The sequence below is a fragment of the Marinobacter alexandrii genome (assembly GCA_039984955.1).
Lineage (GTDB): Bacteria > Bacteroidota > Bacteroidia > Cytophagales > Cyclobacteriaceae > Ekhidna.
This window is the reverse complement of sequence record JBDWTN010000007.1, coordinates 2,129,691-2,144,855: the sequence shown is the minus strand read 5'-3', so window position 1 is coordinate 2,144,855 and position 15,165 is coordinate 2,129,691. Positions and strand designations below refer to the sequence as shown.

Below are 15,165 nucleotides of genomic sequence, written 5' to 3'. Positions count from 1 at the left end.
TCTCATGTTTGGTTAAACTCATAAAAAATTATCTTAGATTATCAGTCTTTGATTAGTTCATATCCTTGATTGATTCCTAATTCGGTAGCAGGAACTCCATCCCGCATCCATTTAGGCATTGACTGACCTTTGAGATAGTAGTCAAAGAACTGAGCTAAACGAATATTAAAATCAATTCGATTCTGGACTTTCACTGGCCAATGTGGCTCTCCTCTATAATTTAACATCCAGGCTGGTTTCCCCAACCGACGTAGGGCGCCAAAGTATTCAATTCCCTGATACCAAGGCACAGCACCGTCCTCATCATTATGCATAATCAATACAGGCGTTTTAACTTTATCGACATAAAAAATTGGCGAGTTTTCGATATACCTAAGTGGGTACTCCCAAAGAGTTCCTCCAATTCTACTCTGCGTTCGCTCATACTGAAACATTCTACTCAAACCAGAACCCCACCGTATTCCTCCATAGGCAGAAATCATATTAACAACCGGAGCACCAGACTCTGCACACTTAAAAATATTAGTCTCATTGATCAAATGAGCAATTTGATAACCTCCCCAGCTATGCCCCTGTACTCCTATATTTTCTTCATCTACAAATCCTTTTTCTATTAGTGATGTCACTCCTGGAATAACGCAGTTAAATGCATCTTCTCCTGGATATCCAGTCTTGTAATTAACATTTGGGTTGAAAATCAGATAACCTCTAGAGGCATAAAAACTATAAGTAATCGTCGATCTTCCAGGAAATGGATCTCTATGTCTATTTAGTCCGTTCGAACTCTTTTCATAGAAATTAACAATCATTGGGTATTTCTTAGTCGGATCAAAACCTTCTGGTTTTACTAACATTCCTTCCATTTTTTGACCGTCCAGCGAATTCCAATAGATTAACTCAATGGTTCCCCATTTATAGTCTTTTTGCTGAGGGTTGATATCGCTGATTTTTTTAATATCTCTAAACGAGATATCAGTAGCTAATAAATCCGGGAACGTCTGAAAGTTCTCTTTCGTGAAAATAAGGTTTTTGCTGTCCCTCGCTTTTTCAAATGACCCGTATTGGTAATCTCCTGAAATAAGTTTCTTGGGATTATTCTTACCATATACATAGGAAAAAAGAGCTTCACTCTTATCTGTTTCATAGAACCCTGACAACAAAAGTTGCTGATTCTTCTTGATAAACCTTTCTTCGCTATCTAATCGAACATATCGATAAGTCAATTTTTCTCCTCTTCCATTCGGGGTAATACGCTTAGGTGCAGCTTTCTTGCTTGGATCTACCTCCCAAATATCATATCGATCGTAAAGCAATATTCGATCATCATTCTCGGTCCAGCTCATTGCGCCATAAGGCCTTGGATCAGACGGTGTATCATGAATTTCATTGAAAAAAGGAACGCTCTCATTCGTCGTGATTTGTCGAGTTTTATCCTCTTTAAATGAGTATGTAAACCATGCTGAATCACTGTTATTATACCAATAAGCATATTCCCCTTTGGGTGAAAGGGATACAAAGCCTCGAATGCCTTCTTCAATCTTTGTTTTATTCCCTGTTGAGAGATCGATTTTATATAAATCGTTTAATGTATACCCTTCCCATGTTCGTAATTGGCGATAGTCATAGTCGCTTAAGGCTAAGGCTGCCGTACCATCACCTTCATCACTTACTGTCACTCTGGAGTAGTCTTCTCCTCCAAGTTGAATCGGTCTATCTTTTTCAACATCGTAATAGCTTAGGTAGCCAAACTTAAGATCGTTCTTCTTTTGATTTTCCTGCTGGGTAAAAAGTCTCTGATCTTTATAATTCCACACTTCTACATTCACTATCTCATCATCGAGCAAAGATGTATCCTGGAGTATTGGAAATTCTTTGACCTCAAAGAACAATCGCTTACCTGATTCAGAGAAGTAAGATTTGAAATCGTTATTGACGATTAGATTGTCTAATGTTTCGTTGTTAGCTACTGTCTTACTACTATCCCATTCCGTCTTGTAGTAGTGTAAATGAAAATTTCTTTTTAATGTTTTTGTGGTATCTGTATCAGAGATAAATGAAAGCTGGGTTCCTTTCTTATCCCACACTAGTTGTGAATATTCTCCTTTTGATCTAAAAATTGGATTGAAAGATTTGTTATCAAAATCAAAGACGTAAACTCCAGGTAATACCGTACTATCGTTTCCAGTAGTAGTCAATGTAAGCGATGCACCTTCTTCCCCAATGGTATAATCCAACACGTATGAAAAAGCATGTTCCGACTTATCTTTCAAATTCTTTATAACCAGATCATATCCATTTTTCTTACTTCGTTTCTTTTCCTTCTTTTTAGCTGTATCTGCTTCAGGTTCATAGAGGTACACGATATAATCATCCCATTTTTTAGGAACCTTAAAAGATTTTAACCCAGAGATTTTCTCGATATTTTTTGAAGCTAAGGAATAGACAGCCAAAGTATCTTTTGGTAGATCTTTCTCCTTAGTCTTCCTCCTCTTTAAATCCCTCAGCTCATCAAAATCAGGCGAAATTTTGAATATGAGGTATTCAGAGTTATTTGTAAAGGATGGGTTGTAAGACCGGTCATGTTCTAGAATCAGATTCCCATTAAATTGATGTAACATCAAAGATTCGTTTCCATATCCGTTTGGCTCCAATGTGTAGACGATATGATTTCCATCATTACTTACCAATTCCCTATTCGTATTTCTCCAGATGTTGTAAGCATCATGGTCCAATTCTTTTTTGGATTGTGCTGATATAAGAAGCGGAGCTAAAGTAAAAAGTAGAGTGAGTTTCTTCATGTTAGTATTTTTTGACTCAAGACAGAATCTCTTGGAGTTCGCTAATTGAATTTTAATACTAATGAAAAATCTTTAGCTGATCTATTGAAAATTTATAGACGGTTGGATAATACTTTCACAAAACCAACTTCAGTAAGAAGTATACACCTAGCCCTAACAGCAAAAACCCAGGGACTTTGTGGACAATAAATTGGTTATCAGCAATTTTAGTAAATCTCTTTCCGAGAGCATTTACGGTTAACAACAAACAAAATGTACCCGTGGAGAGACCTACCAGATACATCCAAAACCCATAGCCCTGATCTACATTAATCCAATCATCATTCTCCAAGTAGGTAGTAATTGCCAGCCAAAATGGGATGGTCATGGGGTTGAGAAAGCCTAATAGAAGACCTCTTAGAAAGCCATGCCTTCCTGTCACTTTTGTGCTCACTTTCACAGAGGAGGAAGTAGATCTCGAAAAAATATTGGACAGTCCGAGTATAATTAATGCCACTGAAGTTATAATCCTGAAATAATCTGCTATGACTTCATTGTTGTTCAAAAAGATGTGAAATTGGACAGTCACTCCAGCGTATATAAATTCAACTGCTGAAGCTGCGAATGCAAAGAAGATCGCTGCTCTTCTCTTATTTAAAATTGCTAACTGCATTACCGAAACATTGATTGTCCCTGGAGGGATGGAGCCAATGTAGCTTACTACGAATGCAACTATTAACGTCTGTAAAATCATTGATTGGTCAGCAGTCGATTATACTTTTGATGAGATTTCCACTTTCTATAGCCTTCCATAAAGCTCCAGTAGGAATGTCCTTTTTTGTGATTTTCGGAGCTAATATCCGACAAAACACTTAGATGCCAAAAGATGTCCTTATACGCTCTTATTAAAGAATATCCTGGTTGGTAAATGTGTCCTGGTTCTGCTCCAGCCCCATTAAGTTCTAAGATCTTAAAGTTTTTTAACTGCTTTAAATCTTCATACGATTGACACTTAATATCAAACCTTCCAAAATAGAATTCGGGAATTTGATCGGCCAGCTTATTGAAAGCTTGATTCAATAAATTGTCTATTTCCTGGTTGTCATCTAAAAATTTTGTCCCCCTACAATGATTTCCGATAGGTTCAATAAGTACTTCTTGTTCGGCATCTGGAACTACTAATCCTATGAGTTCTAGGTAGTCACTTTCAAAATCAGCCGTCATGATAGCCCGTTGGTTTTTTTCCAGTAATTCCAAAACCGTTGATTCACCATCCCCGGTAATCTTCAGAAAATCTTTCCGAACAATAGATGTGACTCTACCTCCTTCATCAGGAAACTTGACATAAAACACTCCTAATTCTATGGGAAAGAGCACCATTTCTTGAAGAAGAAAGTTAACCGGGCATTTTTTTGTGTAGTCTTGAAGTTCCAACTGGTTTTCAATCTTTTTAACCCATATACCTCGTTCCCCGATATCAGGCTTTGCGATAATGGGGAATCCTATTTCCTCTGCAGTTAAAGACGCTCGATCAACATCTCTTTTTTGAATGAGTTTAGTTTTTGGTATGAAATTCTTAGGAATAAGTTCGAATATGTCAGACTTCTTCTCCCCAAACATTCCGCCAAAATCAATATGAGGATTGGATGCTGTAAAGAAAAAGAAGGAGCGATGCTTTAATGCAAGCCATCCATAATAAAAGAAGACCGGAAAATAGAGAACAGAGAATGGCCAGTATTCCCAATTCTTAATTCGAATCAAAAATTTTCTCAAGGGATCAATTGGCTTTTGAACTAGCTCTATAGCGAACAGTAGAACTTGCTACACCAAAGTGTTCTGGGAGGATAATGTAGCTGAGAGATTGTCTAACGGCTACTTTTAGCAGAGCCATATGATGAATGGCATGCTCAATGTTGTAAGCAAGCTCACGATAAAAACTACTCCCCATCACCTGGTCATCGCCCTCAATTTCAGTGTAGTTAGCTTCAAATGTCAATTCAAAATCTCTTGGATTTTTATCCAAAAAGTCTATGATCGAATCTATTACGCTTCTGGCCAGTTTTCTATCAGTCTCTATAAGTGTATCATGCTTACGTTGATCATAATTTACTTTGCTATCATTTCTTGCATCAAATAAGCAAATGAAAAACTCCAGTGTATGTCTTACGTGCTGGCCAAATGTAGACCCACTTAATTCATCCAATGGCCTTGCAAAGTCTTCATCTTTGCATGATTGAATGATTTGATTTAATTGAAGTAAAAGGTCTTTAGCTGATGATTGAAGCATAAATAAAATTTAAGCAAAAATAAACATACGGATTTTTCTAGCGACAGATTTATAAAGTCAGGAAAAAGTAATCGAACAGACCTTATTGTAATGCATTAATAGCTTTCCAAATTAGATCCTGTTCAAAGCCTTTGTTAGCCATGTAAGCAACAACTTTTTGCTTTCGCTTAATGGTCTCCTCATTCTCCAGCTTTTCCCACTTTTTTTTCACCAGATCAAAAAGTCTACTTTCATATTTTACAAAATCAATTCTATCCAAGGCACTCTGAACAGCCGTTTGTGATAGTTTGTGAGAATAGATATGGGCTTTGATTTTTTGCTTTCCCCATGAGTTGAACTCAAACTTATCGTTGCAGAAGGCATTCGCAAATCGCTGCTCGTCTACAAATCCTTCTTTCGACAATTCCACAACCAGTTTTGAAGCATCTTCTTCTGAGATCCCCCAACTTTGAATTTTTTCAAAAATTTCATTGGGAGATCGCTCTCGAAAAGCGCAAAACCTTCCGGCTCTTTGCTTTGCCTCTTTGATGCCAAGCTTGTGGGCCATTACATCTACTTTTCTACAATGTATCCTTTGCGTTTAAGTACTGTTTCCAGAAATCTTATTTCATTATCATTATTGAAGATCTTAAAAGGAAGATGTACCAATTGCGCTTTACTAGCGAACAAGATAAATGCATCCTTTCCTTTCTTAGCTCTCTTAATCTGGTCCCACTTCATCGGCATTCCTTGCTTCGCATTCATTTTGATCAAAATCTGCTGTGAAGAGATTTCATAAGAAAGCTTTTGAAACATAAACTTCCCCTGCTCCAATTGAGTAATACCTGCAAATTGAATCAACCAGAAAAGCATATATAAACTTAGGGCTATCGTTGCTCCGGTAATCCACCAGTGGCTTGGTGCAAGGAAATATCCAGAACAAATTGCAGCATAAATCAAAAGTACCCACCACTGCTGTTTGAGCACTGCTTTAAAAGCTATTCCAATATATTTCTTAGTAGGTAGTTGGTATTTTTTTGTCCTTACGATCATGGCTCAATCACTCTTTTCTACTTCATAAACAATTACACCGCGAATATAGAATTTAAAACGCTTTGAGACTCATGTCAAGGCTCCTATACGAATGGGTAAGTGCTCCAACGGAGATATAATCCACACCGGTTTCAGCTATTTCAGTAATAGTTCTTTCAGTAATTCCTCCTGAAGCTTCAGTTTCAAATCGACCACCAATCATTTTAATAGCTTGGCGGATATCGGATGGTAGCATATTATCCAACATCACTCGATGTACCTGCCCGACTTCTAAAACATCTTCTAACTCCCTCAAGCTTCTTACTTCCACTTCGATATTCAGATTAAGGTCTTTTTCTGTCAAATATGCTACTGTTTGATTAATGGCGTTTTTTACTCCTCCTGCAAAATCAATGTGATTATCCTTCAACATAATCATATCATACAGTCCAAATCTGTGATTTACTCCTCCACCAATCACTACTGCCCACTTTTCAGGTAACCTAAACAGTGGTGTTGTTTTTCTTGTATCAAGCAGTTTCGCTTTAGATCCTTTTATCAGCCCATTCATGTGATGTGTATAAGTGGCCACAGCACTCATTCTCTGTAAGCAATTGAGCACAAATCTTTCTGTTGAGAGTATAGATCTCGAGTTACCAGTTACATTAAATGCAACTTCTCCAGATTCCATTAGGTCACCATCCTTTTTTATAAATTCAAGCTTAAGATCAGGATCTGCATAGTTGAAAATCTTTTCAGCCAGCTCCAAACCAGCAATCATACCATCATCTTTTATGATAAGATGAGCTTGACTGGTAGCATCTTCTGGAATTGAGCCCAAAGAAGAATGGTCTCCATCCCCAATATCTTCAGCCAAAGCGGCCTTGATAAAGGAATTTATATTCTTGGTCGTTAAATACGGTAAATTCATTTTTGGCGGATTAATAAGGCGAGCGGGCGAAATAAATTACTCCTGACTGAAATTCAAAGTATCTATCAGGTATTTATCTTTTATTTTTTTTATAAACATAACCACTCTGAAGGCCCCATTAGAATGAGTATATCTCCCAATAGTATATTTCAAACCCTCTGGTGAAGCCCCTTGATGTATATATGTGAAGTTTTTCGGAGTATTTTTATTAAAAAAATCCCTTAAGATAACCTCCGCTTGTGCCTTACTGTAATTAGAGCTCTCTCCATTTATTTTGATCTCTACGGTTCGGTTACAAAACTTAATCAGCTCTTTCGAGCTGCCAGCTTTCATTGCTGTTCCAATGTCTTTAACTGTCTCATCCTGAGGCGAGAAAGTAATTAATGACAATATCAATACAAGCATCTTCATTTGGTTCCTTTCAAATCTTTGTACACAATGTAGTAAAAACCATGCCCAATTTATTCATTCAATGATCTACATTCAATAATTGACCCTTCTATATTTGCCCTATGAATAAGAAAGTCATTCTAATGATCCTTGATGGATGGGGCATAGCAAAAGATAAATCTGTATCTGCAGTTGATACTGCCAAAACCCCATTTATGGATAGAATGTTCCAAGAATATCCTCATAGTACTTTAGAAGCCTCTGGACTTGCCGTAGGATTACCTGAAGGGCAAATGGGTAATTCTGAAGTGGGACACATGAATATTGGGGCAGGTAGAGTCGTGTATCAAGACCTTGTTAAGATTAGCAACGCTGTTAAAGACGGTTCAATCGCGGAAAACAAAACACTTAAACAAGCAATTAGCTATGCGAAAGAACAACAAAAACCCATTCACTTAATCGGTCTAGTTTCAGATGGTGGTGTCCATTCTCATATAGATCACTTGAAAGGACTCCTCAGTACATTCCATAAGCAAGATGTTCAAGATGTTTTTGTTCACGCATTTACAGATGGAAGGGATACCGATCCAAAAGGAGGGGTAGAATATCTTCGAGAGTTACAACATCATATGGCTGAGACAACCGGAACATTAGCAACTATTACCGGAAGGTATTATGCCATGGATCGTGATAATAGATGGGAGCGCGTACAGCTTGCTTACGATGTTATGGTAAAAGGAGTGGGGAAAAAAGTTCAGGATCCATTAAGGTCAATGGAAGAATCATATCTAGATGGAATTACAGATGAATTCATCCAACCGATTGTTTGTACCGACGCTAAAATTCAAGAAGGAGATGTCGTGCTATGCTTCAACTTTCGTACGGATAGAGGGCGGCAAATTACTCAGGCTTTGACGCAACAGAACTTCCCCGAAGAAAGCATGAAAAAACTCGACCTTCACTATGTTACCATGACAAACTATGATGCCTCGTTCAAAGGTGTCAATGTCATGTATGGAAAAGATAATCTACAAATGACATTGGGAGAGGTGCTTGAAAAAAACCAAAAGAAGCAAATTCGAATTGCTGAAACGGAGAAGTACCCACATGTGACTTTCTTTTTTTCTGGTGGACGAGAGGAACCATTCGAAGGTGAAAAAAGAATTCTTTGTCCATCTCCCAAAGTAGCAACATATGACTTGCAGCCAGAAATGAGTGCCAATGATATCAGGGATAAGATAATTCCTGAATTAAGTCAGTCATCTGCCGATTTCATCTGCTTAAATTTTGCTAACCCGGATATGGTAGGTCATACGGGGGTTTTTGAAGCTGCTGTCAAAGCATGTGAAACGGTGGATCAATGCTCAGAACAAGTTGTGAATACTGCTTTGAAAAATGATTACCTGTCTATCATCATTGCTGATCATGGCAACTCTGATATGATGATCAACCCAGACGGTACGCCAAACACTGCACATACGACGAACCTTGTTCCATTTATTGTAGTTGATAAAGACTTCAAGGGGGATTTGAAAAGTGGAAAACTTGGAGATCTAGCCCCTACAATTTTAAAATTCATGGGTATTGACGCACCAGAAGAAATGACAGGAGACATTCTGATTTGAAAATGTATCGATTAAACAATTTGAAGATTGTAGGACTACTCCTCATCGCTTTAGTAGGTTGCCAAAAACTCAAACCAACTGAGATAAATATTCCCGAGTATCCTGACTTGAAAGCGTTCTATTTATCTCAAGCTGAAAAATTATCCTCCTCCTCGCTCAGAAAGCAGGTGAGGCTGGATGATAAGTCAGAAATACAATCCTTTCAATTTGACACGCTGCAGTGGGAGGAGGAGCTTTCCTTTTTTAAAGAAATGAACCCCTCTCAACCCGAGTATGTAGGTGTTTTTGATAAAGAAGTAAAAGGAAATGAGGTGCGATTTACTTTGAAAGAAGGCGAGAAGGGTATCCTAAAAAAACTCTTGCTTGTAAAAAAAGGAGGGCAATACAGTTCTATCTCCGCTACCATTCATGAAGACAAATATGTTTACATACATCATAGAGAAGTAGAGGTCACCTTGAAAGATGAGGTTATCACTTCGTTTGATATTCAAGGATATCAAAATGTTATTCTACAGGATACAGTCAGATTTGGGATCAATGGAAAAGTATCCCTCAAATAAATGAAAAGCAGTCTGATCATATTAATTTTACTGGCACTGATGGTTTCATGTCAGCCATCAAGCTTTGAGGAAGCTGAATCGAAAAAGCAACTTGAAGAAACGAGCAAGGCAATCCGAACCGCTTTTAAGAATGGAAATGTAGATAGCATTATGCTCTATCATCATCCTGATGTGATGAAAGTATTCAGTTTTGATGAAGAGCCCGGAGATTTTGCTATGGTTAAAAAGGGATTAGAAGACTTATTGGTCAATAATGAAGTACACTTTGAAGAAAGTGAAATTGAAAGCCGTCTTATCAATGATAATACTTCAATCCTTCAGACCAAGTTTAAGTTATTTGGAAAGGTTAAAAGCACTGGTGAAGAGTGGAGCTACGAAGGCAGAACAATGGTGGTTTCCGTAAAGTATGATAAAAGCCCGACTGGCTGGGCTACAATTCGAGAGATAGTACAACCCGCTCAGTGAAGTAATTTAATTTTTCCCCTGCAACATCTTTATTGCGGTAGCAGCAGCTTCATCGCCTTTATTCCCATGCTTTCCTCCTGCACGATCTAGTGCCTGCTTTATATTATCTGTTGTAAGCACACCGAAGATGACTGGCTTATTATACTTTAGATTCACATTGGTGATCCCATTCGCCACAGCATCACAGATGAAATCAAAATGTCGAGTTTCCCCTTGTATCACACAGCCAAGACAAATCACAGCATCCATATCCTTTCGCTCCGCCATCCATTGTCCTCCAAGACTCAATTCAAACGTCCCCGGAACATTCATTCGATCGATATTATGACGAGTAGCCCCCGCAGAAATTAGTGTTTGATAAGCTCCTGAATAGAGTGACTCTGTCACTTGCTCGTTCCATTCAGCTACTACGATTCCAAACTTATGCTTGCTAATATCCAGAGACTCGTTAAGTCGAACGTCGCTGAGATTTTTTTCTGATGATGCCATGGTATAAAATTAAAGGAAGTCATTCTGAACTTGTTTCAGAATCTAACCTCCTTCATGAATAGATGCTGAAATAAATTCAGCATAACTTAATCTTTTATTGAGCTATCGCTTCTAGTCTTGCCTTCTGCTTTTTTGCATCGTGGATTTCAGAAGCATTTGGATAGTCTTTAACTATCGCTTCATACGTTCCAACTGCAGCAGACAAACTTCCAATTTGCTCTTGAGCAATCGCCAATTTCTTTAAATAAATCGGCGTAAAAGATTTGTTTTTTTTGTAATCAACAGCTTTTTCATAATAGGTGATGGCGTTTGAAAAGTCATCCATTTCCATATATGCATCACCTATCAAAGAATATGCTCTTCCTTGCAACAGGTAATCATCGCTGCTGAAATCTTTCAGGTATCGAATTGCTCCATCAAAATCCCCAAGCTTCAGGTAAGATGCTCCTGCATAAAAGTTGGAAAGGTTTGCTGCTTTTGTTCCAGAAAACTCTTCAATGATTTCAAGAAAACCATAGCTATTGCCATCTCCATTTAATGCAAGACCTAGGCTATCAGCATCAAAATAAAATTGTGCCTGAAAGAGCTCTTCTTGAGCTGTTTGGTCTTGATTTGTGATGTAATAATTATAGCCAGCAAATCCTACAATCAGTAGTGCGATAATTCCGCCAATACCGAAAACCATTGCTTTATTGCGCTTATTATCAAAAAACTCGTTGGCTTTCTCAACAATTGCATTTGGGTCTTCTAGTATCTCAATGCCCTCGTCTTTCTTTTTTCCTTTTGCCATTTCTTAGAATATTAGGCACTCATTTTAGGGTAGAATGCCGGATTATCTCAATTAATTCTACGCCATTTGGCGTTTTGCGGTCGCAAAGATATATTTTTTGTGCAGATGTATAAGGTTGTCAGGTAATTATGTGTTGACAAATGGATAATCACTCTCAATATAATTATCCGTATATGCTTCAGAAGCTTCTGGCCATGGAGACTCTTCCGCAAAATTTACTGCCTTAATAACGTCCTCTTTGATTGCTTTATCAATCTCCTTTAGCTCATCCTCAGTTGCCCACTTTTTCTTAAGAATAGTTTGCTTCACTTGCTCAATTGGATCTTGTAATTTGTACTCTTCCAATTCTTCTTTAGTTCTATACTTAGCAGGATCAGACATGGAGTGGCCTTTAAACCTGTAAGTTCTAAATTCCAAGAATGTAGGTCCATTTCCTTTTCTAGCTCTGTCTGCAGCTTTTTCAACAGCATGATGCACATCCTCCACTTTCATAGCATCTACAGGTTCTGAAGGCATATCGTAAGCCTCTGCCAACGTATGCAGCTCAGTAACATTGGATGTTCTCTGAACAGATGTTCCCATGGCATAGCCGTTGTTTTCTACAACAAAAATCACTGGCATCTTCATCGTCATGGCCATATTAAATGCCTCATGCAGTGCTCCCTGTCTAACAGCTCCATCACCCATGTAGCAAATGCATAGACTCTTTGTGCCTTTATATTGTTCCGCAAAACCAATTCCCGCTCCCAATGGAATCTGTGCCCCCACAATACCGTGACCTCCAATGAAGTTAACTTCTTTATCAAACATATGCATCGAGCCACCCTTCCCTTTAGAAACACCAGTGGCTTTTCCAAAAAGCTCCGCCATTATCCTTCCAGGATCAGTGCCTAATGCAAGCGGGTGACCATGATCTCGATAGGCAGTGATCCACTTATCATCTTTTTCTAGTGCAGAAACTGCTCCTGCAGCACATGCTTCCTGACCAATATATAAATGACAAAACCCTTTGATTTTCTGCTGACCGTAAAGTTGTCCTGCCTTTTCTTCAAACCTCCTCATGAGTTGCATAGAGTGAAACCACTCCATGTATTGCTCCTTAGAAAATTCACTGGATTTTTTTGTTGTCTTTTTAGCCGCCATAGGACCCAATTGTTTGATTTACTTTGCGAAACGGATAGCGAAATTACAGCAAAAAACAATGATCCTAAAAAGCCTGAGGCTTACAAATTTTAAGAATCATTCTGAATCACTCTTTGAATTCAGCGATCGGATCAATTGCATTCTGGGAAAGAATGGAATAGGCAAGACAAATGTGCTCGATGCTATCTACTATCTATCTTTCACAAAAAGTGCAATCGGCTCTCCAGACAGACTAGCAGTAACACATGATACACCTGCATTTACGCTATTTGGCACATATGAAAAATTAAAAATTGCCCTCCAGTTCGAGAAGGGGAAAACAAAGACTTTAAAGATAGATGGGCAAGAGCCAGATAAACTAAGTGATGTAGTTGGGAAAGTTCCTTTGGTTCTTGTGCTACCAGACGACACCTTAATGATTAGAGAAGGTAGTGAGGAACGGCGAAAGTTTTTTGATGGTGCTCTTTCACAGTTTGACTCTGAATACCTGCAATCTTTACTCAAATACAACAAACTACTAAAGCAGAGAAACAGCTTACTAAAACAACAGGAAATGGGCTTCAATTCAAAGTTGTTAGAAACTTACGACGACCAGCTTATCCCATTGGCTAAAATAATTTCAGCGAAAAGAAATGATCTAAAAGAAGTGTTTCTTCCATACCTACAAAAAAATTATACAGATCTTCATGAGGGAGGGGAAGTTCCCGAATTAAACTTCAAATCGCATGTCACAGAAGACTTTGATCAAAAATTTAAATCCAACGTTCAGAAGGACGTGGTTATGCAGCGAACGCTGTTAGGTTCTCACAAAGACGATTTTGAATTTTTACTTGATGGTGAGTTAATCAAAAGATTTGGCTCACAAGGACAGCAAAAGACATTCATACTAGCTTTAAAGCTTGCTCTATATGATTTTTTAACTGAAAAAACAGATAAAAAACCATTGCTTCTACTGGATGATATTTTTGATAAACTAGATGACTCTAGAATCCAACTATTGATCTCTTTATTGTTAGACAGTAATCGCTTTCAGCAAATTTTTATCACGGATGCTCGAAAGAAACGGAGCAAAGAACTCTTCAAGGAGGAGAAAGAGATAAATTTTATTGAAATTTGACAAGTATTGAAATGTAATGGACGAAGATCCGATCAAAAGTTTCCGTAATGCCTTTAAAGGATTTCTCAAAGAAGAAAACCTCGAGCACACCTACAAGCAAAAGCAGGTAATAGCGGATTGGGGAAAGATCATGGGGAAGACCATAGCCTCTCGCACTACAAAGATGTTCTTCAACCAAAAAACACTTTTCGTGAAATTAACCTCCGCTCCATTGAAAAGTGAAATGCAAAACTCCAAAGCTCAGATTTTAGATTTGATAGCAAAAGAGATTGGACCAGGAGAAGTAGATGATGTTAGGTTTTTATGAATTCTTTTTAAAAGGAATCCTCCACATCAAATAGTAATCAAAGGCGGTAGAGTTTTGTCTCCGTGTCTTCCCAAAGCCTGGGATATCAAAGGTCTTCAAGTTTCCCTCTCCATTGATTTTGCGAGAAAACTGCCAACGCATCGTAAATCCCATATAAAAATTTGATATTATCCTCCCTCTCACACCAAAAGCCAGTTCTAGCCATCGAGCAGTCAAATCACTATTTTCCAATTGGTAATTTTCTTCACCAAAACCTTGATCTGAAGTATAGGAGAATTCATCGGAAAAGTAGGCTCTGGCATACCTCAACCCAAGCGTGAGGGAATTCCCACTTTCTTTATTCTTCGAAAAGTTTCGGTCAATACCTGCTCGAAAGTAGCTCCCCTTATTAAGATAATCGAATGTCTCACCTCTTTGGTGCTCTTCAATACCATAGTCAAAGACCACATTGTACCGATGAAGCGCTAAAGCTGCTTCTAATTCATGTGTTGTAAAGTCATCATTACCAACAAAAGTGCGAGCACTTCTAATGGCACTGACACCAATTTTTATTTCGTAGGGTCTCCAATCGATTGGCTCCTTTTTTTTCTCCGCTTGTTGCTCTTGCCCAAAAGCAAACAAGCTTGTTACCAGTAATCCAATACTAAAAATATATTTCCACATTGGTATCTAATTGACGGTTAGTAACTCTTCCCGGGATTGCTAATGAATCAAAAGTGTGTCTCACTGTATCAATATTTTTAAATGTCAACGAAGGTTCGCAACTCTCGTCAAAAATGGAATATTCAACATCATAGCTTAATTCTAAAACATGGTTTGAGGTATCAGAATCAAATCGGAAGGTAGTAGTTCCTGTTTCTGGGTTTAAAGGGAATAAAACAAAGGTTGAGTCAGACACGATAGTTGTGTCTGGTAATACAATTATTGTATCTGCCGCAATAATTGTTGTATCTCCATCTGATATTGTTGTATCTGCAGGGGTTATTGTTGTATCTCCTAGAACTATAGTTGTATCCGCAAGAAATCGCCATTGATACGGAGAGCCATCCACGGAAAACCGAAATCCAACTGTTTTAGAATCTTTCGTTTCCTTATCCAAGAATCTGACGATTATAAAGTCAAGATTATCATCGGTCCCACAATTTTCTATATCCTGACAAGAGAGGATAAACATCCATAAAATTATAGTCCAAATTTTTTTCACAGCTTCGCAAAATTACAATGTTGTATGGTTTAACCGTTCATGTCCCTTCCTTTTTGCATTAGCTTTGCG

18 protein-coding genes are annotated in these 15,165 nt (G+C 38.1%); 5 read left to right on the top strand and 13 right to left on the bottom strand.

What is annotated here, in order from left to right:
* Nucleotides 1-41: 41 nt before the first annotated feature.
* From ABJQ32_15755 to ABJQ32_15720, 8 genes are all read right to left on the bottom strand, one after another.
* Nucleotides 42-2,798: a prolyl oligopeptidase family serine peptidase gene (locus ABJQ32_15755; protein ID MEP5291108.1), complete on the bottom strand. Its 2,757-nt coding sequence runs from the start codon at nt 2,796-2,798 to the stop codon at nt 42-44.
* Between the two features lie 115 nt (nt 2,799-2,913).
* The gene (locus ABJQ32_15750; protein ID MEP5291107.1) at nt 2,914-3,531 is read right to left on the bottom strand and encodes a LysE family transporter; all 618 of its coding nucleotides are present in this window, start codon (nt 3,529-3,531) and stop codon (nt 2,914-2,916) included.
* The gene (locus ABJQ32_15745; protein MEP5291106.1) at nt 3,528-4,550 is read right to left on the bottom strand and encodes a hypothetical protein; all 1,023 of its coding nucleotides are present in this window, start codon (nt 4,548-4,550) and stop codon (nt 3,528-3,530) included. Before ABJQ32_15745 ends, ABJQ32_15750 begins: the two co-directional genes overlap by 4 nt.
* Nucleotides 4,551-4,554: 4 nt before the next feature.
* On the bottom strand, nt 4,555-5,064 hold the full coding sequence (locus tag ABJQ32_15740; GenBank protein MEP5291105.1) for a hypothetical protein: 510 nt from the start codon (nt 5,062-5,064) through the stop codon (nt 4,555-4,557).
* An 82-nt stretch (nt 5,065-5,146) separates the two neighbouring features.
* On the bottom strand, nt 5,147-5,611 hold the full coding sequence (locus tag ABJQ32_15735) for a regulatory protein RecX (protein MEP5291104.1): 465 nt from the start codon (nt 5,609-5,611) through the stop codon (nt 5,147-5,149).
* Nucleotides 5,612-5,616: 5 nt separating this feature from the next.
* Nucleotides 5,617-6,096: a YcxB family protein gene (locus ABJQ32_15730; protein MEP5291103.1), complete on the bottom strand. Its 480-nt coding sequence runs from the start codon at nt 6,094-6,096 to the stop codon at nt 5,617-5,619.
* Nucleotides 6,097-6,148: 52 nt separating this feature from the next.
* The gene (gene nadC / locus ABJQ32_15725; GenBank protein MEP5291102.1) at nt 6,149-7,006 is read right to left on the bottom strand and encodes a carboxylating nicotinate-nucleotide diphosphorylase; all 858 of its coding nucleotides are present in this window, start codon (nt 7,004-7,006) and stop codon (nt 6,149-6,151) included.
* A 36-nt stretch (nt 7,007-7,042) separates the two neighbouring features.
* A complete protein-coding gene (locus ABJQ32_15720) occupies nt 7,043-7,417 on the bottom strand; it encodes a DUF4783 domain-containing protein (protein ID MEP5291101.1) in 375 nt (124 codons plus the stop codon).
* A gap of 101 nt (nt 7,418-7,518) precedes the next feature.
* Between ABJQ32_15720 and gpmI the strand changes: the two genes are divergently transcribed.
* From gpmI to ABJQ32_15705, 3 genes are read left to right on the top strand one after another with little or no spacing between them, the layout of a single operon-like run.
* Entirely contained in the window at nt 7,519-9,021 is a 1,503-nt protein-coding gene (gpmI, locus tag ABJQ32_15715; protein MEP5291100.1) for a 2,3-bisphosphoglycerate-independent phosphoglycerate mutase, read from the top strand.
* 2 nt (nt 9,022-9,023) lie between these two features.
* Nucleotides 9,024-9,581 (top strand): hypothetical protein, encoded by a 558-nt coding sequence (locus ABJQ32_15710; protein ID MEP5291099.1) that lies wholly within the window; start codon nt 9,024-9,026, stop codon nt 9,579-9,581.
* Nucleotides 9,582-10,046 (top strand): hypothetical protein, encoded by a 465-nt coding sequence (locus ABJQ32_15705; GenBank protein ID MEP5291098.1) that lies wholly within the window; start codon nt 9,582-9,584, stop codon nt 10,044-10,046. It abuts the gene before it with no gap.
* Nucleotides 10,047-10,052: 6 nt separating this feature from the next.
* Here the strand turns inward: ABJQ32_15705 and ribH are convergent, their stop codons facing one another.
* From ribH to pdhA, 3 genes are all read right to left on the bottom strand, one after another.
* Nucleotides 10,053-10,535 carry a 6,7-dimethyl-8-ribityllumazine synthase gene (gene ribH, locus ABJQ32_15700; protein MEP5291097.1) on the bottom strand — a complete coding sequence of 161 codons (483 nt, stop codon included), beginning with the start codon at nt 10,533-10,535 and terminating at the stop codon, nt 10,053-10,055.
* Nucleotides 10,536-10,629: 94 nt separating this feature from the next.
* Nucleotides 10,630-11,325 carry a tetratricopeptide repeat protein gene (locus tag ABJQ32_15695; GenBank protein MEP5291096.1) on the bottom strand — a complete coding sequence of 232 codons (696 nt, stop codon included), beginning with the start codon at nt 11,323-11,325 and terminating at the stop codon, nt 10,630-10,632.
* Between the two features lie 126 nt (nt 11,326-11,451).
* Nucleotides 11,452-12,468 (bottom strand): pyruvate dehydrogenase (acetyl-transferring) E1 component subunit alpha, encoded by a 1,017-nt coding sequence (gene pdhA, locus ABJQ32_15690; protein MEP5291095.1) that lies wholly within the window; start codon nt 12,466-12,468, stop codon nt 11,452-11,454.
* Nucleotides 12,469-12,526: 58 nt separating this feature from the next.
* On the opposite strand from pdhA, the gene recF reads away from it, so the two are divergent.
* Entirely contained in the window at nt 12,527-13,585 is a 1,059-nt protein-coding gene (gene recF, locus ABJQ32_15685; protein MEP5291094.1) for a DNA replication and repair protein RecF, read from the top strand.
* A 16-nt stretch (nt 13,586-13,601) separates the two neighbouring features.
* A complete protein-coding gene (locus ABJQ32_15680; GenBank protein MEP5291093.1) occupies nt 13,602-13,892 on the top strand; it encodes a DUF721 domain-containing protein in 291 nt (96 codons plus the stop codon).
* Here ABJQ32_15680 and ABJQ32_15675 read toward each other — a convergent pair.
* Nucleotides 13,887-14,555 (bottom strand): DUF6048 family protein, encoded by a 669-nt coding sequence (locus tag ABJQ32_15675; protein MEP5291092.1) that lies wholly within the window; start codon nt 14,553-14,555, stop codon nt 13,887-13,889. The genes ABJQ32_15680 and ABJQ32_15675 overlap by 6 nt on opposite strands.
* A complete protein-coding gene (locus ABJQ32_15670; GenBank protein ID MEP5291091.1) occupies nt 14,536-15,096 on the bottom strand; it encodes a hypothetical protein in 561 nt (186 codons plus the stop codon). Before ABJQ32_15670 ends, ABJQ32_15675 begins: the two co-directional genes overlap by 20 nt.
* Between the last annotated feature and the right edge of the window lie 69 nt (nt 15,097-15,165).